The sequence below is a fragment of the Pseudomonas sp. DR208 genome (assembly GCF_019823005.1).
In the GTDB taxonomy this organism is placed as follows: Bacteria; Pseudomonadota; Gammaproteobacteria; order Pseudomonadales; family Pseudomonadaceae; genus Aquipseudomonas; species Aquipseudomonas extremorientalis.
The window spans coordinates 2403733-2423839 of the sequence record NZ_CP081944.1 but is presented as its reverse complement, the minus strand read 5'-3'; the positions used below and the strand labels follow the sequence as shown (position 1 = coordinate 2423839).

At 59.5% G+C, this 20107-nt stretch carries 18 protein-coding genes; 3 read left to right on the top strand and 15 right to left on the bottom strand.

Going from position 1 to position 20107, the window contains the following annotated elements; all coding sequences use genetic code 11:
* Nucleotides 1–22: 22 nt before the first annotated feature.
* Nucleotides 23–1009 (bottom strand): diaminopimelate epimerase, encoded by a 987-nt coding sequence (locus K5K89_RS10980; RefSeq protein ID WP_222541392.1) that lies wholly within the window; start codon nt 1007–1009, stop codon nt 23–25.
* Nucleotides 1010–1363: 354 nt separating this feature from the next.
* Here K5K89_RS10980 and K5K89_RS10975 point away from each other — a divergent pair, with 354 nt between their 5' ends.
* Complete coding sequence (locus tag K5K89_RS10975) at nt 1364–2515, top strand: MFS transporter (RefSeq protein WP_071489699.1); 1152 nt, start codon at nt 1364–1366, stop codon at nt 2513–2515.
* Between the two features lie 58 nt (nt 2516–2573).
* On the opposite strand, the gene K5K89_RS10970 is transcribed toward K5K89_RS10975, so the two are convergent.
* The 14 genes from K5K89_RS10970 to K5K89_RS10905 all read right to left on the bottom strand — a co-directional run bounded on the left by K5K89_RS10970 (nt 2574) and on the right by K5K89_RS10905 (nt 17205).
* On the bottom strand, nt 2574–3503 hold the full coding sequence (locus tag K5K89_RS10970) for a hypothetical protein (protein WP_261401098.1): 930 nt from the start codon (nt 3501–3503) through the stop codon (nt 2574–2576).
* A gap of 649 nt (nt 3504–4152) precedes the next feature.
* Nucleotides 4153–4968: a hypothetical protein gene (locus tag K5K89_RS28625; RefSeq protein WP_261401097.1), complete on the bottom strand. Its 816-nt coding sequence runs from the start codon at nt 4966–4968 to the stop codon at nt 4153–4155.
* A gap of 250 nt (nt 4969–5218) precedes the next feature.
* Nucleotides 5219–7624: a TonB-dependent siderophore receptor gene (locus tag K5K89_RS10960; protein ID WP_222541391.1), complete on the bottom strand. Its 2406-nt coding sequence runs from the start codon at nt 7622–7624 to the stop codon at nt 5219–5221.
* A gap of 97 nt (nt 7625–7721) precedes the next feature.
* The gene (locus K5K89_RS10955) at nt 7722–8675 is read right to left on the bottom strand and encodes a FecR family protein (protein WP_071489703.1); all 954 of its coding nucleotides are present in this window, start codon (nt 8673–8675) and stop codon (nt 7722–7724) included.
* A 26-nt stretch (nt 8676–8701) separates the two neighbouring features.
* A complete protein-coding gene (locus K5K89_RS10950) occupies nt 8702–9202 on the bottom strand; it encodes a sigma-70 family RNA polymerase sigma factor (protein WP_102592964.1) in 501 nt (166 codons plus the stop codon).
* Nucleotides 9203–9280: 78 nt separating this feature from the next.
* Nucleotides 9281–9931 (bottom strand): CGNR zinc finger domain-containing protein, encoded by a 651-nt coding sequence (locus K5K89_RS10945; protein ID WP_093127110.1) that lies wholly within the window; start codon nt 9929–9931, stop codon nt 9281–9283.
* A gap of 107 nt (nt 9932–10038) precedes the next feature.
* A complete protein-coding gene (cysC, locus tag K5K89_RS10940) occupies nt 10039–10644 on the bottom strand; it encodes an adenylyl-sulfate kinase (RefSeq protein WP_222541390.1) in 606 nt (201 codons plus the stop codon).
* The gene (locus K5K89_RS10935; protein ID WP_071489707.1) at nt 10641–11870 is read right to left on the bottom strand and encodes an MFS transporter; all 1230 of its coding nucleotides are present in this window, start codon (nt 11868–11870) and stop codon (nt 10641–10643) included. The genes cysC and K5K89_RS10935 overlap by 4 nt, the downstream gene beginning before the upstream one ends.
* A 9-nt stretch (nt 11871–11879) precedes the next feature.
* On the bottom strand, nt 11880–12650 hold the full coding sequence (locus tag K5K89_RS10930; protein WP_071489708.1) for a class I SAM-dependent methyltransferase: 771 nt from the start codon (nt 12648–12650) through the stop codon (nt 11880–11882).
* Between the two features lie 7 nt (nt 12651–12657).
* Nucleotides 12658–13794 (bottom strand): hypothetical protein, encoded by a 1137-nt coding sequence (locus tag K5K89_RS10925; RefSeq protein ID WP_071489709.1) that lies wholly within the window; start codon nt 13792–13794, stop codon nt 12658–12660.
* The gene (locus tag K5K89_RS10920; protein ID WP_222541389.1) at nt 13791–14516 is read right to left on the bottom strand and encodes an SDR family NAD(P)-dependent oxidoreductase; all 726 of its coding nucleotides are present in this window, start codon (nt 14514–14516) and stop codon (nt 13791–13793) included. Before K5K89_RS10920 ends, K5K89_RS10925 begins: the two co-directional genes overlap by 4 nt.
* 10 nt (nt 14517–14526) lie before the next feature.
* Nucleotides 14527–15255: a sulfotransferase family protein gene (locus K5K89_RS10915; protein ID WP_222541388.1), complete on the bottom strand. Its 729-nt coding sequence runs from the start codon at nt 15253–15255 to the stop codon at nt 14527–14529.
* Nucleotides 15252–16475 carry a transaldolase family protein gene (locus K5K89_RS10910; RefSeq protein ID WP_222541387.1) on the bottom strand — a complete coding sequence of 408 codons (1224 nt, stop codon included), beginning with the start codon at nt 16473–16475 and terminating at the stop codon, nt 15252–15254. Before K5K89_RS10910 ends, K5K89_RS10915 begins: the two co-directional genes overlap by 4 nt.
* A 25-nt stretch (nt 16476–16500) precedes the next feature.
* Nucleotides 16501–17205 carry an HAD family hydrolase gene (locus K5K89_RS10905; protein WP_222541386.1) on the bottom strand — a complete coding sequence of 235 codons (705 nt, stop codon included), beginning with the start codon at nt 17203–17205 and terminating at the stop codon, nt 16501–16503.
* Between the two features lie 253 nt (nt 17206–17458).
* Here K5K89_RS10905 and K5K89_RS10900 point away from each other — a divergent pair, with 253 nt between their 5' ends.
* The gene (locus tag K5K89_RS10900) at nt 17459–18259 is read left to right on the top strand and encodes a glucose 1-dehydrogenase (protein ID WP_071489714.1); all 801 of its coding nucleotides are present in this window, start codon (nt 17459–17461) and stop codon (nt 18257–18259) included.
* On the top strand, nt 18252–20078 hold the full coding sequence (locus tag K5K89_RS10895; protein WP_071489715.1) for a glycoside hydrolase family 15 protein: 1827 nt from the start codon (nt 18252–18254) through the stop codon (nt 20076–20078). The genes K5K89_RS10900 and K5K89_RS10895 overlap by 8 nt, the downstream gene beginning before the upstream one ends.
* Nucleotides 20079–20107: the final 29 nt, after the last annotated feature.

Here is a 20107-nt window from a genome sequence, read left to right as displayed (position 1 = left end):
CAGCGTCGGCCGTTAAAAAACCTCAGGCCTGCAGCCGTGCGGTCCCGAACAGACTGACGCCGAGCAGCGTCTCGCCCTGGGTGTGCAAGCGTACCGGCGCAACGCCACCCGGCATCACCACCGCGACATCACCGCTCTCGACCCAGCCCGCACGCCATGCCGCGCAGGCGACGGCGCTGGCACTGGTGCCGGAAGACGCGGTCGGCCCCTCACCGCGCTCGAACACCCGCGCTATGACCCGGTTGCCAGGCTGGCGCGCCGCCCATTGCAAGTTGACCCCCGCCTCACAAGGCAGGCCACCGCCCGCAGGGGGCGCGAAGGCGATGGCCTTCAAGGGCTGGAACAGGTTTGGCAGCAGCATCTGTGCGTTGTCCGGCAACGTCGAGAGCTGCTGGACCAGCGTCACACAATGGGGGTTGCCCACCCGCACGAATTGACTGGCAGCCCACTGTGGACTGATCGCCGCCAGCTCGGTGACATGGCTCAGTTCAGTGCCCTCCTGAAACACCTGGCCAACCCCCTGCGCGCCCACCGCCGCAGGTCCGAAGGCAGGTACTCCCAGCTCCACCCAGAACCCTGCAATATCGTCACGAACGGCAGGTTCCACCCGAGTGGCGACCGGTGATTGCGCATCCGATTTGTCATGATGGACCCGCATCTCACAAGCCTCGGTCATCAGGCCCTGGTCGGTGAGGGCCTGGGCGAAAATCGTCAAGCCATTACCGCTGCGCTCGGCCAAAGAACCGTCGGTGTTTACGATCAGCAGATCGAACGGCGGCGTGTCCTGGAACGGCCCCACCAGCAGGCCATCACAACGGTGGGCCTTGCCACCAGCCGGGCGCGGCACCGAGCCCCAGCTGCATTCCGAGGCGATAGCCGACGCTGCCCAGGCGGTACGCACAACCGCGGCACGCTCAGCGCTCTCGGGTACATTAATGCCCTTGCTGCTCAATGAAGCCGGGCTGACCACACCATAGATATTGCCGCGAGCGTCGTAGAACAGAGTCATGAGGTCATCCACCGAGGTATGCGCTGATCGCAAAAAAGGAGTTGCTCGATTGTGTGGGATCCCGCCGTTGCACACCACCCGCCTGACGCAGTTTCAGAAGCGGCCTGGAAGGTGGTAATCCACCGCGAGAACCCTGGGGTTCAATCGTTCCCGCAGGGATTACACACCTTCCAGACCGCCTCCTACAAACTCGATACGACTTATGTGGCTGCAACCCGCCCTGGCGTTCCAGCTTGTAAAAATAAAATTCAAGGCAGCTCGAATCCCAACGGAACCCGGCTCGCACACCAAGGCCTGATGTGCAAGGATGTCGCGCCGGACATCGTTCGTTGAACGCAAAACCAAGGATTTTTCATGACTGCCATCCCCACCTCAGCGCCCGTGGTTCCCGGGCGGCTGGAGCAAATGTCGACCCGTATCGCCTTCTTCATTGCCGGCTTCGGCATCGCGGCCTGGGCGCCGCTGGTACCGTATGCCAAGGCTCGCGCCGGTCTGAGCGAGGGCACGCTGGGGCTGTTGCTGCTGTGCCTGGGGGTCGGTTCGATCATCGCCATGCCCGCCGCGGGTGCATTGGCCTCACGTTTCGGCTGCCGACGCGTACTGAGCGCCGGGACGATCATGATCTGCCTGGCATTGCCGCTGCTGGCGACGGTCAGTTCGATTCCGCTGCTGATGGCTGGGTTGTTCCTGTTCGGTGCCGGCCTGGGCACGGTGGATTCCACGGTCAACTTGCAGGCGGTGATCGTTGAACGCGCCAGCGGCAAAACCATGATGTCGGGCTTTCATGGGCTGTTCAGCCTGGGAGGGATCGTCGGTGCAGCGGGTGTCTCGGGTCTGCTCGGGCTGGGCCTGTCGCCGTTGCAGGCGACCCTGGTGGTGATTGTCATCACATTGGCAGCACTGCTCAAGGCCGCGCCGCATCTGCTGCCTTACGGCAGTGAGAGTTCGGGCCCGGCGTTTGCCGTACCTCACGGTGTGGTGCTGTTCATCGGTTGCCTGTGCTTTATCGTGTTCCTGGCAGAAGGTGCGGTACTTGACTGGAGCGCGGTGTTTCTCAGTGCCGAGCGCGGCCTCGATGAAGCCTATGCAGGTCTGGGTTACGCAGCCTTTGCCCTGACCATGACGGTCGGACGATTGACCGGAGATTCCATCGTGCGCCGGCTGGGTGCTACCCGGGTGATTGTGGGCGGCGGTGCACTTGCGGCCGCCGGCACATTCCTGGCTACCCTGTCCCCCGCCTGGGAAATGGCCTTGCTGGGTTACACATTGATAGGCGCCGGTTGCTCCAATATTGTTCCGGTGCTGTACACAGCCGTCGGTAAACAGACTGTCATGCCAGAGCATATTGCCGTACCGGCCATCACTACCCTGGGCTATGCCGGGATATTGGCTGGGCCGGCCGTGATCGGCTTCATCGCCCACGGCAGCAGCCTGGCAACCGCCTTCCTGTTGGTCGGTATGTTGCTGGCGGTGGTGGCAATCAGCGGAAAAATACTGCGGGTATGAGAGCGAAGCGGCATGGGCCGTTTGAGTATTTCAAACCGCTCATGCTCGCCTGCAGGGCCTATCGCCCTTTTTCTTCCTTGTCGTTTTTCAGCCAGCGATCAAGGCTGTAGTTTTTTAACCATCCATCGTCGTTATGGCTGCCGAAAATGTTGTGACCATTGGCTTTGGAACTGTCTAGAGAGGCCATCAACCCTGGCCTCTCCATAAGATTCTTGGCAAGGTATACCTGTTGCTCGCTGTATTTCTTTAAAGGAAACCCAGTATGCGCATCTCGTAAAGGCTCACCGTTCTTATCGGTTTGGTCTGGGTCCTTGCTCATTTCGATGATCGTGTCTTTTTTCACGTAGCGATGTTTTTCGAAGAAGAACGTCCGGTCTTCCGACTTGTCGCGTAAATCGTCAAACATGCCCCTGAAAATCTGGACGACCTGCGCATCGGTCTTCGCATGGAACGGATCCGCGCTTTGGGTGTTGGGGTTGGTGTTGCCAACCTGCAAGTCGGCCGCTTTGCCGAGGCTGTCATGCGTGATCTTACCGCCCTTTTCCAAGATAGCTTCGTTCAGCCGAGGACGGTTGAGTATCTCTCGCGCCAACATGATGGTGCGCTCCGAGACCTTACTGCTGCTGGGTTCCTCTTTAGCTATCTCCAGCAAGGAAGCCTGGGTCAACTGACCATCTTTCTTGAACGCGTCCAGTAATGACAGGTTGTTCTTCAGGTCCGTCGCCAACAGGTGGTCGTCTGAACTGACAAAGGGGTTGCCGGCCTTCGTCATGCCGCCATACAAATTCTGACCGTCAAAGTGCCTTGAGGCGCCATTCAAAAAACTGGCGCCGAATGACGGCGCCGCCGGCAGCGGCTTGCCCAGCGCACGCGTATCGATTGCATCGCGAGCCTGACCGTTGCCCGTGCGCCGCCCCGCGCCTGCCGAAGAAGTATTCAGTGTACTTGACACTATCGACTGCAAATAGTTATTGACACTACCGACCATGATTAACCTCCACCCTATCTAGATTACGTAACCCATGCCTTGGTCGACTGATCCTCGAAAACACCTTGAAATCAACGTGGCACAAGCTCTGGTTGAGTGGCTCCGAGAAAACGATGGTTCCGAAGACCGCCGTCCAAAACGCCGCATATACCCGAATGAATCTTGAGCGTTTGTAACCAATTCACCTTGTCGAGCCTCCATGCCCTAAAAAATTGTGTCGATGTGAAACTGCAAGGCCTAGCGGCGGACCAACTTGTTCCAAAGACTGGAAAACATTGAAATAACCGAACCGGGGGTCGACTCTTCCATGAGGGCTCGAGAGCCTTTGTCAAAATCTTCCGCGGTGGGCGCCTTGAAGCTGAACCGGGGCGAGGATGTGAGATAGAGTCCCAGAGGTTCTCTCGGGTTTTCCGCCTCCTGCGCAGGTGCGGCCAACGTCGAGATTTTGTACTGAGCATGACGGGATTCAAAAGATGTCGAATTCATAGTCCAGATCCGGTCCGGTATGATGAAGGCTCCATCGGCAGGCAATGACCGATGGATATCTTCTTTGTGATACACACTCGCATACAGCTCTTGCATGACTGGGTTGTATGGGCTGCGCCGAGCGCTCACCAACCTCTGCTGCGCGGTGCAGCAGAGGGCAGCCTCAGGTGTAACGAAGCAATGCGTTCAGTTCCTGTCGAGAAATCTTGCCATCGCGCCGCCAGCTTTCAACGTTGTCCATAGTCGCCATCAGGTTCGAGCGCGCCATGACTTCCCGTGCCAGGAGGGTGAGATGGTCGTTGCGGGAGTTACCGGTCAATGGTTGCATCGCGCGGGCGTGGAGGTCCCTGAGCTTGATCGTGCTACTGAAATACCCTCCTTTCAACTCATTGAAATGGTTGAGCATTTCCTGGACGAGTTGCTTATCGTCCTTCGATTTCAATGGATTATCGGACTGAATGAAGCTCTTGATGTCGTCCTTGGACAAACGACCGTTCAGTTCACCGGTGCTGCCATTTCGATCGAGCGCTTGCAGCAGCCCAGGACGTCGCAGCAGTTCCTTCGCCAACCGAATATTCGCGTCTTTGGCAGGATCACCGGTCAACGGTTGATTGGCCATTTTCTGCACACTCTTTCGCGTGACAGAGCGCGAAGGCCAGCGGCCCCTGAACGCGTCATAGCTGTTCAAAAGCGCCTGGGCCAATTGCTCGTTGCTTTGCTTTGAAAGATAAGGGTCCGGCAACGCAGGGTTCGGACGTGGAGGTGGGCCTGGGTTCGGGCGCACATTCTCGGGGAGTGGGCGCGGCGGCGGGCCACCGAATACCGGGCCGCAATGACTGGACTGCGAGGCGAAATGGATCCCTGCCGAGACCAGGGCCCTTGATGTGATGGCAGACCGTTCCCTGCTGCGCGTTTCTTCCCCCGGAGAGGCATTATCAAGGTTAGGGGCGACGCTGTGATTGTATGGCGATACCGACATTCCTGTTCTCCAGTTCGGTCTATTCAGGCGCCTGACATCACTGCTCCAGCGTCCTTGGGCTCTATTAGTCGTCAAGGAAACCAGCGCACGCAGGCCTATCCTGTGTGGCAGAACTGTGGGAGCCGGTTCCTGAGAAGGCTGAAAGTTTCCAGAAACCTGGTAGGAGGAACATTTGAAGGCATGAAAAACAAACCCCTCTATCGGTAGGTTTTGCCGCTCAACCCGGGCAGGAAGAGCGGCAGTGTTTCGATCAGAACCCGACGCTGGCCTGTACAAAGAACGTTCGCGGCTCGCCAAGGTACAGTCCAGCATTGTTGTCACTGGAACGGGTGTAGTGCTGTTGGTCGAAGACGTTTTTCACACCAACGCCCAGTTTCAGGTTGGACAACTGCTCGCCAAAGTCATAGCCACTGCGCACGTTGACCGAGACGTAGCCCGGAATATCACCGTACTGGCCATCAGCCGTACCTTGGGTGATATAGGTGCTGGTTGTACCTGGCGCACGCTGGCCGGACTGGGCGTATACATCCAGGTTATGGGTCCAGCGGTTGACGTCGTAACGCAGGCCCAAGGTGGCCACCTCACGGGAATACAGCGGCAGGTCACGGCCCTTGAACGGCACGTCACCTTCGGACGTGGCCTTAGTGTAGGTGAAGCCGGCATTGGCGGTCAGGCCATCCAGGCGCGGGTCCAGGTTCGACAGGTCATAGTGCGCCGAGGCTTCGATACCGGTGTGCTTGGTGGCGCCGAGGTTTGTCCAGCCCACGTCGTTGCTGACGTATTGCAGCTCGTCCGAGAAGTCGATGTAGAAGAACGTCAGCTCACCGCCCCAGACATTGTCGTTGTAGCGCGTACCCACCTCGTAGGTCTTGGCTTTTTCCGGGTTCAGGCCGTTGGCGGTCTGGTCGCCGGTGCCGCCCTGGCCCAGTTGGAAGTACTGCAGGCTGCCAAACGAGGTCTCGTAGTTGGCGAACAGTTTCCAGGCGTCGGAGACGTGGTACATCACGCTCAATGCAGGCAGCGGTTCGTTATTGTGGACTTCGCGGCGTTTTTCCTGGGTGCGGGTGCCGTTCAACGCGATCACCGGACGGTCGTGCCATTCGGTGCGGATATCTTCGAAACGGATCCCCGGAGTCACCGTCCACTTGCCGATATCGATCTTGTTATCGATGTAGAACGCGTTGGCCTCGGTACCCCCGGTGCGATCCTGATAGACATGGCCGTCACTCTGTCCGCCCGGCGTCGGTACATTGTTGACCAGATTCAGGCTGGTCGCCTGCTCATGCATGCCTTCCTTGAGGTAGCGATAGCCCAGGCTGACTTCCTGGGTGCTCGGGCCTACATCGAATACACGGGAGACGCGTGGCTCGATGCCGAAGGTGTAGTAGGTGCGCGGGTAGGAACCGAGGGTCTTCAGGTCACGGTTGGCGATGTTGCTGCCGCGAAAGCTGTCGGAGTAATAGGTCAGCACCTCGGCCTGGGTACGGTCGTCGATCTGGCGGATGTACTTGAACGATACGTCCTTGCGGCGCCCGCTGAAGTTGTCCCAGTCGCGTACCGATTGGTACGGGTTGGCGTCGAACTGCTTCTGCGTCAGGCCGCCGGGCATGTCGGCGCTGGCGTCGTAGTAATGGAAGTTGAGCGAGAAGTCGTCCTGATCGGTCGGCGCCCAGTGGGTCTTGAAGATCACGTCGTCGATGTCGTTGGAATTGTTGCTGTTGCGGTAACCGTTGCCATTGACCCCGGAGTACAGCAAGGCGGCGCCGATGCCGTTGTCGGCGGTGCCGCCGATAAATGCATTGTCGATGTGCTTCCAGCCGCCATGGGCGGAGGTTTGCAGGGTGGTGCCGACTTCACCGGAGAATTTCTCGGGGATGGCGCGGGTCACGAAGTTGATTACGCCGCCGACGTTTTGGGGCCCGTAGCGTACGGAACCGGCACCGCGCACCACGTCGATACTGTCCAGGTTACCGGCGGATATCGGCGCCATCGACAATTGCGGTTGACCGTACGGCGCGAACGCTGCCGGTACACCGTCGATCAACACGGTGGAACGTGGCGACAGGCGCGACGTCAGGCCACGTACGCCAACGTTGAGGGAAATATCGCTGCCGCCGGTGCCGTTGGATTCCTGCACCTGCACACCCGGCACACGGCGCAGCACGTCGCCGACGTTCATCGCGCCCTGCTCCACCATGGCTTCGCGGCGGATCACCGTACGTGCGCCGGGGTGGTTCTGCACCACTTCGGCGTTGGCGTCGCCGAGCCAGTCGCCCACCACCTTGATATCGGTGGCGCCCAGTTCCAGCGGCGAGCCGGCTTCACCGGTGCCGCTGTTCAGCGGGCGCAGGGTCACGGAGCCGGCATCGATCTGGTAGTCCAGGCCGCTGCCTTGCAGCAACTGGCGCAGGGCTTGTTCGGGGGAAAGGTTGCCGTCGACCGCCGGCGCTTGCTTGCCCGCAACCAGTTCGGGGCTGAAGAACACTTGCAGGGACGTCTGCTGGCCCAACTGGCTCAGCGCTGTGCCCAGGGACTGGGCCTTGATGTGGATAGCCTCGGCGGCGTAGGCCACAGGCAGCACGGCACTGACCGCAAGCGACAGGGCCAGCGGCGCCCAGCGGGAGATTTTATTGTTGTTCACGGCGAGTTTTTTCACGTCGAACCTAGTCCTGTGATCGCAAGAGTGTGCGGCTGTTAATGCAAACCAGTTGCAGTAGCAGGAGAAGACGAAGAACTCGAAAAAAACCTGAATGTCAGCGTGAAATAATTTCCTGGCTGCCGTCCGGCAAGGTGCGCAAGGCTACCGGCAGGATGTGCGGTAACGCCTTGAGCAAGGCATCGGTGTCGTTGGACTTGAATACGCTGGTCAGGCGCAGGTTGCCCACGGCCGGCGTGCTGACCCGCAGCGGTTGCTCCCGATAACGCGAGACTTCCCGGGCCACTTCGCCCAGCGAAGCGTTGTTGAAGACCAGTTTGCCGGTACGCCAGGCGGTCAATTCTTCGGTGTTCACCGCGTAGGCCGCGGCTACCCGCCCCTGGTTGTCGACATGGCTGCCCAGGCCCGCTGTCAGCGTCACCATCTTGTCCGGCGCACGGCCTTGTACTTTCACGGTGCCGGCTTCGACCATGACGCGGGTCTGGTCGTCATCGCGGCGCACATCGAATCGCGTGCCGGTCACGGTCACCTGCCCTGCCCCGGCCGCCACGACAAAGGGCCTGCTGGTGTCATGTTCGACGCTGAACATCGCTTCGCCCTGCTTGATCTCGACGCCACGCCGACCTTTTTCGTAATGCACCGTGACGATGCTGCGGCTATTGAGGTCCATCACCGAACCGTCGGGCAAGGCCACCTGGCGATGTTCCCCCAGACGCGTACTGAACTCGGCGCTGTAGGGCTTGGGATGATCCAGCCCGCTGAACAGGCCCAGCCCCAGCGCGACTGCAACCACACTGGCGGCCACCGCATAACGCAGGATGGCTCGGCGCCTGGGACGTTCCGCGGGCGCTTCGCACAGCGCCTGCAGGCGGGCGTTGGGCAGCAAGTCAGCGGCGCTCCACACGCCCTGCAATACATCGAACTCATACTGGTGATCGGGATGCTCAGTGCGCCATGCGTCGAAACGCTGGCGTTCGGCAGCATTCAATTCGGCGTCTTGCAGGCGCACAAACCATTGCGCGGCTTCGTCTCGGGCACGGTTATCCATCATGGATGATCCTGTTTCAGAGCGGGCGATCATGGCGCCATCGCGTCCAGGCGGTCGCGCAGATGCCGCAGGGTGCGGATCATATACTTTTCCACCATGTTTTTAGACAGCCCCAGGCGGTCGGCGATTTCCTGCTGGGTCAGGCCCTCGATTTTCTGCCAGATGAAAATCCTGCGGCAATTGAGCGGCAGCTCGGCCAAGGCTCGCTCGATAGAGTCCGCCAACTGGATCGCGTGCATGAAATGTTCCGGGTCGCCGGTGTGCGGCGAACGCTGATCAAAGGCTTCCAGGGTCATGGCCTCGCGACGGTCTTCGCGTCGAAAGGCGTCTACGGCAATATTGCGCGCTGTTTGATGCAGATAGGCGCGAGGTTGCTCGACCTCGGAGGATTTTGCCTCCAGCACCCGCACGAAAGTGTCATGGGCCAGGTCTTCGGCCTGCTGGCGGTTTCTCAGGCGGCGCGTCCAGGTCCCGATCAACTCTTCGTAGTGTTCGAAAAAGCCTGGTCTGCGGGGCGGCTGAGGGATCATCGCGGGAGCACTGGGGAGGCGGGGCGTGAATAGTAATGCTTCCTATTAAGCAGGGCAATTGCTACTCGCCATAGGCCCTCAATGCGCCGTTTTGCCACCCACCTGTCTGAGCCGGCTGAGTTTCTCCCGGCTGCCGCACACGCTCATCTGGCACCACTTGCGCTGTTTGTTCTTGGAGATATCCAGGAACACCCAGTCGCAGTCGGTAGCGCTGCAACTGCGCAATGCGTGCAGATCACCGGATACCAGCAATTGCGTGGCCTCGATGGCCAGGCGGCCCAGCACCATGGCCGTGAGCTCCTGCGCCGTGGTGCAAGGCATCCACGCCCAGGCAGGCTTGCCGTCGACAGAACGCAGCACCCGCCGTGCTGCGCCTTGCTGGAAGGCCTCGTTGATCTGCTGCAAGGCGTGGTCGGGCGCGGCAGCTTGCAAGGACAACGGATAAAACACTGCGTACAGGCATTCCCTGAACGCAATGATCGCGTCGAGGTTCGGTTGGTAGGCCATCGATGACTCAAACACCATCGGCTTGTAGTCATCGAACTCCCGGGCCGAGATCAACGACGCATGCAGGGCCCATTCAAAGAAGAACTGAAAACTGGTGAGCCGTTCTTCCATGACCTTGAGCGAAGTGCCGGGGCGACGCCCATTGGTGGTATTGATGAAGTCCAGGACCCGGGCCCCGCCAATCAGGCGAATTGATTTTGCAGTGCCCGTAAAATGTGTCATGCCTGCTCCCGAAAAAACGCGTTCTCCCTGCGATGGCGCAGATTACCCTGTTTTTTCGAGTTACAGATATTGTCATCCCGGCGCAAAGCCGACGCAAAGACAGACGGCTAACCGCGACTGTCGTTGTGCCCCACCCAATCCAGAATCGCCTCGACCGACTGCTCCACCGAAAGCGCCTGGGTATTCAAATGCACTTCAGGAAACACCGGCACGTCGTACTGGGAGTCGATCCCGGTGAAGTGTTTGATCTGGCCCGCACGGGCTTTTTTATACAGGCCCTTCGGATCACGTTGTTCAGCAACTTCCAACGGTGCATCCACATGCACTTCGACAAAAAACTCATTGCCGATGATCGAACGTGCGTAATGCCGACTGGCCGACGAAGGTGAAATCAGCGCGACAATCACCATCAGCCCCGCCTCCATCATCAAGCGGGCCACTTCGGCGACCCGCCGGATATTCTCATCGCGGTCGCTGTCGGTAAAACCCAGGTCGCGGCACAACCCGCCACGCACCGAGTCGCCATCAATGATCGCGGTCATCCGCCCCTGTTTCTGCAAGGCGATGTCCAACGCATCAGCGATGGTCGATTTGCCGGACGCCGAGATACCCGTCAGCCAGATGACCGCAGGCTTGTGCCCGTGTCCGGCGCGCCGATGGCTGAACGCAAACGCGTGCAGGTTCTGGCTTGGACTGTCTGGAAAATAACTCATGGCCGCACGCCCTCCTTCGCCGCAGTCGGCGGTTTACCCAACATGAACACCATCACGCATTGCACGAACAGCAACAGCGCAACCACCCAGTAGACCGTCGAGAACGACCCGGTGAGGTCCTTGGAAAAGCCACCCAGGAAGTTGCCGCACATCCCGCCCAAGCCGATCAGCACATTGGCGATGCCAAAGGCCTGGGTCAGCCGGCTGACCGGCACGATCTGCCCGATGTAACTGGGGACCAGCCCGAAAATGGGATAGAACGCGAGCGCAAACAGGAACGCGGCCAGGTAGAACGGCGGGAGGCTGTTGAAACTGAACACCAGGGTGGCGGCCAGTCCTGCACTGAGGAAACACATCGCCAGCGACGCCCGCACACCGACCTTGTCGGCAATCCACCCCACCAGAAAGCCCGAGGCCATGCCCACCGCACCGATGGTGGTCCAGATAAACCCGGCGTCTTGAACCGATACGCCCAATTCATCGCGCAGGAAGGGCGCCAGGTACGTCTGGAACGGCAGCAATGCCATGCCATTGAGAAACGCGATGGCCCAGGTCAGGTACAGCGAGCGGCTGAGCCACGGCTGATGGCTGTCAAACGCTACGGCGCGCTCGCCGGCAAACCCGGTGTCCTGGCTCGCGGCCAGGTTGCGCAACAGAAACCAGGCCACCAGACACAGGGCCACCGAGATCAGGCCGGCAGTGAGCCAGATCGAGCGCCAGCCACCATTCAAGGTCAGGAACGACACCAGCAAGCCATTGATGAACACGCCATAGCTGGTGCCACTGGAGATCAGCCCCATGACCCGCGAGCGATTGCCCGGGCTGAAGCCCTTGGTGACGATTTCCGCCAGCGGGATGTACACCGAGGCGGAGCAACCACCGAGCAGGATCAACAAGGCCCCCGACAACCAGATGCTGTCGCTGACGCTCAGGCCCAGCAGCGCCAGGGAAGTCATCACGGTGGACACCAGGCTGATTTTCCAGCCGTCGAAGAAACGGCTGATGTAACTGGTCACCGACGAAAACAGCAGGAAGCCAATCTGCGCGCCGCCGGTGATCAGGCCCACCGTGGTGTAGTCGAATCCGATGTCGCGGCGCATGTCCACGACAAGGTTGGCGAACAGGTAAACCCCAAAGCCGTAGGTACTGGCCACGAACCCGGTGAGGACGATCGCCAGCACGACACTGTCCAATGGGCGGGCATTGCTCTGTACGAGTGTGCTCATCAAGCCTCCCTATTCGGCGCGCGCAGTGTGGATGACAAAATCACAATCCATCATGTCGTAGTCACGCTCGAAATCACCGTAGCTTTCATGGTCGGTAAATCCGGACTTGAGCACTTCCCCCTTCAATTCCCCCGGCAACAGGGGGTAAACCTGCAGCCTGTACTGCTGCGCATCATCGAAGGAATAGATGAACTCACACAGGCGTTCATCGACCTGGCCCAAGCTCACCGAAGCGTTCGTACCGCAGTAATAGTAATGACCGCTGGCTTTGAATTTACCGGCACGGATGGCGAAGAAATTGCGCTGGTCCACAATCAGCAACCCGCCCGGCTTGAGCAAGGCCCTGAATTTCGCCAGCACCCTCAATCGATCATGGGCTTCAAACACATGGCACAGCGAACTGCCCAGGCACACCACGGCGTCGAATTGCCCCAGTTCCTGTGGATCCAGTGAATGCCAGTCACGGTAATGGGACTGGATATCCAGGCCATGTTTGCGAAAGTTCGCCCGCGCCTTGGTCAACATGGTGCTGCTGCCATCGGTGGCGACCACGTCAAAGCCGGCCTGCTTGAGCTGGACGGCATGAAAACCACTGCCGGTCGAGACGTCGATCACCGACTGCACGCCGTGGCTTCGCAACAGGTTTTCAAAGAACCCGCCCTCCCCCGCCTTACGCTTCTCCCAATCGATCAACTCATCCCAACGTTCGACAAATTCCGTCGAGTACTGCGCGGAGTAACTGGCCACGTCGTTGTGCTTGTTTCTGGTCATCTGATTCATGACATAACTACCAGGTCGAATTCTTGAAGGACAGGTACTTGCTCGCCAACTCACGGGCAAACTCGGCGGACTGTTCGATGGACATGCTGTGCTTGGAGTAGCCCAGCATCGATTGCATGACGGCCATGCACTGCGGGTTGTACGTGACGGAACCATCGCAATGGATTTCGTCGATGCCGTCCTGGCTCTGGCAGATGCTGTTGATGCGCACCGCCTCATCCCGTGGACAGGCCTCGGAGAACTGCACCTCGATCCGCCCCTCATGCAGCCGCACCGGATAGCCACCCGGAAGCCCAAGTGGGCCAGGCGCATGCACCCACGCCGGCGTGGGTGAAAACAGCCCTTCGATAACCGTGACGGCGGAGCACGCGGTCAGGAACTGCCCATCCACCCCGCCCAGGCGACGGAACTCGGATTTCACCGTAGAAAAAATCGCCTCGGCCGGCAGGCGGGCCACCTGTGGGCGGTCGCGCACTTCATACAGCAGGCGGTAGCTGGCACGCGGAGGCAGGCCGCCGCGCGGCACGTAGTGGCTGAAGTAGTGCTGGGCATACAACTGCACCTGCACATCGGCGGGCGAACATTCGAGCAACCGCGCAATGGAAAGACGCACGGCGGGAATCAGGTTGGCCACATTCCCCACACCGATATCGGGTGCCAGGCCGACGCGAGCCAGGATCGGGTTGACCGCATCGGGGAACGCCGCGTTGACGGTTTTGGCCGAGATGCCGGAAGCCTTCACCGCCTGCATCAGGCAGTGCATCAACGTCAGGTGCATGGGCAGCCATGGCCCGAACTGGGCCTGATCGAGCTTTTCGAACGACAACTTGGGCAACCCGGTAATCACCCGCCACGACTGCAGCGACGCGCAGTTCACCAGGATATCCGGAGCTTCTTCACGCAGTAGCTGCGTCACCCGGCCGATGTCCGTGAGGTCAGCAATCACCGGCTTGATAGCAATGAATTGCCCCAGTTGCGCGCACGACAGCGCCACCAGGTTGCACAGCCGGATCGTCGCCTCTTCATTGCGCCCCAACACCACAAACTCGAACGCGTTTTTCGGCCCGAGAATCTTGAGGATCTGCAGGCACAGGTTGCCGGCGCCCACCAGCAGCAGTTTTTTCTTGCGCATCGAATGACTCACCGTGGGTAGGCTCCGTTGTCGACCGAAATCACCCTGCCGGTGCTGTGACGCAGGGCATCGCCGACCAGCAGCAAGATGACCTCGGCCACGCCGCCAGGCTGGATCGGGTCCTTGAGGACTTCCTGGCGTGCGTACTCGGCGCGGCGGTATTCGGGGATGGTGTCGTAGATGGCGGTGTCATGGATCAGCGCCGGGGATACCGCGTTTACCCGTACGAACGGCGCAAAGTTCCAGGCGTTGGCCTTGGTCAGGCCGATCACCGCCGCCTTGGTGGCACCGTAGAGGGCATCGCAGCTGCCCACTTCACCGGCCACCGAAGCAATGTTGACGATGCTGCGCGGGGCTTCGTGGGTCATTTCCCGTTCGGCGAAGTCCTTGGACAGATACAACAGTGCCTTGAGATTGACGGTGAGGATCTCGTCGATCTGCTCATCGGAATAGGCGTAGACACTTTTACCGTGGTAAAGCCCGGCGTTATTGACCAAGCCATAAATGGTTGCATGACGCTTATACAGTTCAGGAATAAAACCCTTGATAACCGCCATATCGGAAAAGTCGGCGATATGCGCTTCAAATACTTCAGCACCGTAAAGCCGCTGCAATACGTTGAGGCCTTCGGCATCCTTGTCGGCGCCGATAACGAAGTAACCCTGTTGAATCGCCTTTTCCACCGTGGCCCGACCAATGCCATTGGCCGCCCCGGTAACAATCAACTTCTTCATACAACCATCCTTATTGGCAAAATTCGTTCATGCGCGCGTAGAAAGTCCGATGGTATTCATACATCGCTTTTAACTTCGGGTATTGGTCGAAGGCTTTCATATCGATGTGGTGTTTATCCGGCGTCACAATGCGCTCACTGTTTTCCGCCGCCGCATGCCAACGACGCCAGGTTTTCCATTGTTGCGGACACTCTCGCTTCCACGTCATGGCATGCGGCAGAAACTCAATGCCCAAGTAATCACACAACTTACGAATCACCCGTTCTGGTTCAGCGGCCAGATCATCGGCGTTAATCACATAAGGCACTTTGCCCGTGAGTTTTGTGACCACGCAAAAGATCTCGTAGAGCGCTTTATGCCCAATGGCCTGCAATGGCATATCCGGGTGCACCCGATGATGGGAAATAATGCTGCTGGCCGGCTCGCGGATAAGAAAGATATTGTCCTGTTGCGCAAGAAACTCACTGTCAACTTTCAAATTATCCAAACAGTGGTAACACATGTCTTTATGAACTACGTGTGTGCGCTCACGGGCGGTCAACAGATGCTGTTTTATATCCTGGTACGTCGTGGGCAAACTGTGATCCCACTCATCCGACGGGATCGCCGAGTCCTCGGAAAACGCCATGTGCGCAAAGGGCTCATGGAAAACCTCAAAATCGCCCCTCTCGATAAACACACGTTCCAGCACGGTGGAGCGCGAACGTGGGTGGGCCCACAGCCCGATCATCCGGTTCATGCGACCACCCCGAATTCAGCGGCCAGCAGTGCGTTGAGCGCGCGCTTGAAAGGCTTGGTCACCGGGCAAAGCCGCACGCAGTAATCGGTCAGGCGCCGGTGCGCGCTGTTGGCTTCGTTGCAGGCGTTGATAAACGCCTCATGATTGCCAAAGTCATACGGCTCGATGCTGTCGACAAAGTAGGCCTCGTAGAAATACGGGATACGGATCAGCTTGGCGAAGGTCGACGCGGGCGGTTTCTGTGGTTTCAAGGCGGGCACCACCGGTTTGCCGTGGCTTTCGCGCTCAATGAGGAACTCCACCACATCCGGCGTCAGCGTGTAGCAGGTTGCCGCATGCCCGGTCTTTTCCAGGTGCCAGCAATGCTTGTTGCCTCGCTCGTCCACATCGACTTTGATGCTGGACAGCAAGGTTTTGACCGGCACGCTCGCGGCCGCCACCAACGCCTGGACCTGCTCGTAGATCATCAGCTCGGCCCAGCGCAGCTCCTCGGCGCTGAATGCCAGGCCACGCTCCGCGGCCTGCAGCGTGAGTTCGGGCTGACAGGCGAAACGCCCGATCATGAAGGTGATCACGTACTTGCAGTGGGCAGTGTCGATACCGTTGCTGCGCGCGGTCGCCATGCCCCGCTCGATGGCCTGGATGCCGGCCTGGAACTGCGCAACCGTGAAGCAGAAGGTGATATTGATCGACGCGCCCTGGGCGGCCAGTTGCTCGACGGTCAACAACCCCTCCAGGCTGCCCGGCACCTTGACCATCACATTCGGTGCGAGGCGATGCAGTTCCAGGCCCCTGACGGTCATGCGCTCGGTGCAGCGCACATCCACCGGGTCGACCTGGGCGGAAATCCAGCCTTCGACCTGTGCCGATTGAACCCACAACGGCTGGAGCGCGGACGCCCCCTCAACGATGACCTCGTTGTACAACTGCTTGTGCAATTCGCTGGGAGTCAGGCTCGCCAGGTTGAAGCGCGACGACCAGTACTCGCGTTTTTCAAGGATAACGGCGGTCACCAGCCGGGGATTGGTGGTCACACTGCACAAGCCCCGGGGCTGGGAGAAATCGTCTGGCATCAACGCATCTATATAAGCTGCGGCGGCCGGGTACTTATCCAGCAGATGCTGTTTGTAAGGCAGATAAACGGCAGGCGATGAATCCCACCATAGCTGTGAAGATTGATCGTTGCGTTTAAGTCTTTCCAGGTAACCCAGTGTGTTCACAACGCCTCCTCCCTGAGTAATAAGATCAATTAAAAATCGCCAGTACTTCACGCATGTCGGCGATCGGCAATGCGCCGGCAGCCGCCAACTGTGCACGTCGGTGCGGTGGACCAAAACCCAAAACCCTTATATTGGCAGCGACGGCCGCCTGAATACCCGTAACACTGTCTTCAATAACCAGCGCATCACTCACGGCAATATCGTAAGTGTCACAAGCCGTCAAAAACACCAACGGATCTGGCTTCCAGCGCCCCAGTTCATAACAACTGAATATTCGCCCTTCGAAATAAGAAAACAGACCGGCAATACGCAAGCAGTGTTCTATCTTGCTACGGGGTGCGCTGGAGGCAACGCAGTACGGGACCTGCAAACTGTCCAGCACTTCAACAATCCCATCCGTCGCTTTTAAATCAAGCGTCAAGGCATCCAGCGCGCGCTGACGAAAGTGTTGCTCAAACTCATTGTCCAAATGAATATCTAAAATACATTCAGCTTCCCGCAAACACTCCGCAATTCTGCGTCCGCGGAAGTGTTCGATAAAACGTGTCACATCAAGTGTCGCACTGCCAGGTGCACGTGCATTTAACATGGAGATCAACACAGACAGGGTGATCTCTTCACTTTGGACGAGTACACCGTCGCAATCGAAGATCACTAACTTCGGCGTGCCAACTAAGGCAGCGGTTTTTCCCTGAACTGGTAGTTCCCCTATATCGGCCGAAAGGCACATAGATACCTCTTGTAAGTGGCCCCGCGATGACTTCCGAACTACCAACGGAGCGGGTTGAGGTGTGCCTATAAGACACGGGCACAAAAAGCCTGTCAAACGCTTTTAAGCGGTTTTTTAGTATCTTATGGTTATTTTTTATAGTTCTGTTATTCCATTTTCCACCATGGTTGTAGTCGCTAAATTCACACGGCTGAACTTCCCTTGCGCACCGTCAGTCAGCTACTTGAACTCACGAAATAAAGGTCGGTGAGCAATGCGTATCTCGTTGGAGCAACAAGTGGCGCTGGTAACCGGCGCCAGTTCCGGAATCGGCGCCGGCGCGGCCAAGGCTCTGGCACAAGCCGGAGCGGCCGTGGTGCTGAATTACAACAGCCAGGCTGCCCCGGCCGAGGCATTGGCCAAGCAGATCAACGCCGAGGGTGGCCGGGCGATTGCCATCGGCGCCAACGTCTCTATAGAAGAAGAGGTAGAACAGTTGTTTGCCCAGGCCCTCGATGCCTTCGGCCACCTGGACATCCTGGTGGCCAACTCCGGCCTGCAGAAGGACGCCAACCTGGTGGACATGAGCCTGGACGACTGGAACACGGTGATTGGCGTCAACCTCACCGGCCAGTTCCTGTGTGCCCGGGCGGCCGTGCGCATTTTCAACCGCCAGGGCGTGCGCGAGGGTGTGTCGCGGGCAGCCGGCAAAATCATCCACATGAGCTCGGTGCACCAGCTGATCCCCTGGGCCGGGCATGTGAACTACGCAGCGTCCAAGGGCGGCGTGGACATGCTGATGCGCACCCTCGCCCAGGAAGTCAGCGAACAGCGCATCCGCATCAATGGCATTGCGCCGGGAGCGATCCGTACGGCGATCAATCGTGCGGCCACTGAAGGCGCCGCAGAGACGGAACTGCTGAAGCTGATTCCCTATGGACGGGTCGGCGATGTGGAAGACGTGGCCAACGCCGTGGTGTGGCTGGCCAGTGATGCGTCCGACTACGTCGTGGGCAGCACACTCTTTATTGATGGCGGCATGAGCCTGTATCCGGAGTTCCGTGGCAATGGTTGATTTGAAGAACGAGCAACAAAGCCCCATCGATGCCCACGGCATCATCGGCGACATGCGCAGCGCGGCACTGGTGAACGACAAAGGCAGCATCGACTTCTTCTGCTGGCCGGAATTCGACAGCCCGTCGATCTTCTGCTCGCTGCTGGACAGCCCCGATGCCGGCATCTTCCAGCTCACCCCGGACCTGCCCAACGCGCGCCGCGAGCAGATCTACCTGCCCGACACCAACGTGCTGCAAACCCGCTGGCTCAGCGACGACGCCGTGGTAGAGATCACCGACCTGCTGGCCATCAGCGAAGAAATCGACGACCTGCCACTGCTGATACGCCGGGTGCGGGTGGTCAGCGGCACGGCCGAGATTCATCTGCGCTGCGCCGTGCGGCATGACTATGCGCGCACGCCCACACACGCGACCGTCGACAACGGCACCGTGTGCTTCAGTGCCGACGGCCAGCCCGGCCTGCGCCTGTCCGGCAGCCATCCGCTGCAGATCCAGGACGGCGCTGCCATAGCCCGCTTCACCCTGGACCAGGACGAAGGTGCCGAGTTCGTCCTCGGCGGCCAGGACGACGAACGCGTAGACAGCGGTTGCACCGACCTGGCCCTGGCCCACACCTTGAAATTCTGGCGCGGCTGGATCGCGCAATCGAACTACCGTGGGCGCTGGCGCGAAATGGTCAACCGCTCGGCCCTGGCCCTCAAGCTGCTGACGTCGCGCAAACACGGCGCGATCATCGCCGCCGCCACCTTCGGCCTGCCGGAAAGCCCCGGCGGAGAGCGCAACTGGGACTATCGCTACACCTGGATCCGCGATGCGTCGTTCACCGTCTACGCCTTCATGCGCCTGGGTTTTGTCGACGAGGCCAACGCCTATATGCGCTGGCTCAAGGGCCGCGTCAGTGACTGCTGCGGCCAGCCGACCAAGATCAATATCCTGTACGGCATCGACGGTCGCCAGGAGCTGCCGGAAGCCGAGTTGGAGCACTTCAAAGGCCATGGCGGCGCGAAGCCGGTGCGCATCGGCAACGGCGCGTTCGACCAGATCCAGCTGGACATCTATGGCGAGCTGATGGACGCAGTGTACCTGGTCAACAAGTACGGCGAAGCCATCTCCCACGAGGGCTGGAAGCACACCGTGGAAGTCACTGACCAGGTCTGCGAAATCTGGAATACCGAGGATGTGGGTATCTGGGAAATGCGCGGCGAACAGCACCACTTCCTGCACTCGCGGCTGATGTGCTGGGTGGCGCTGGACCGTGCCATCCGCCTGGCATCCAAACGTTCGCTGCCGGCGCCGTTCGCGCGCTGGGACCAGACCCGCCAGGCAATCTACGCGGATATCTGGAGCAACTTCTGGAACGAGGAACGCGGGCATTTCGTGCAGCATATCGGCAGCACGGCGCTGGACGGTTCGATGCTGCTGATGCCGTTGGTGCGCTTTGTCGCGGCGACCGATCCGCGCTGGCTGTCGACCCTGGAAGCGATCCAGAAAAGCCTGGTGCGCGACGGCATGGTCTACCGCTACCGCAACGACGACAGCCAGATCGACGGCCTGCAAGGCACCGAAGGCGCGTTTGCGGCCTGCTCGTTCTGGTACGTCGAATGCCTGGCCCGCGCCGGCCAGGTGGAAAAGGCCCACCTGGAATTCGAACAACTGCTGCGCTATGCCAACCCCCTGGGTTTGTACGCCGAAGAGTTCGACAACCAGGCCCGGCACCTGGGCAATACGCCCCAGGCCCTGAGCCACCTGGCGTTGATCAGCGCGGCGACGTTCCTAGACCGCAAGCTCAGCGGGGAGAAAACCACCTGGCAACCCTGAAAAGCCCTGTGCACAATGAGCAACTCTCC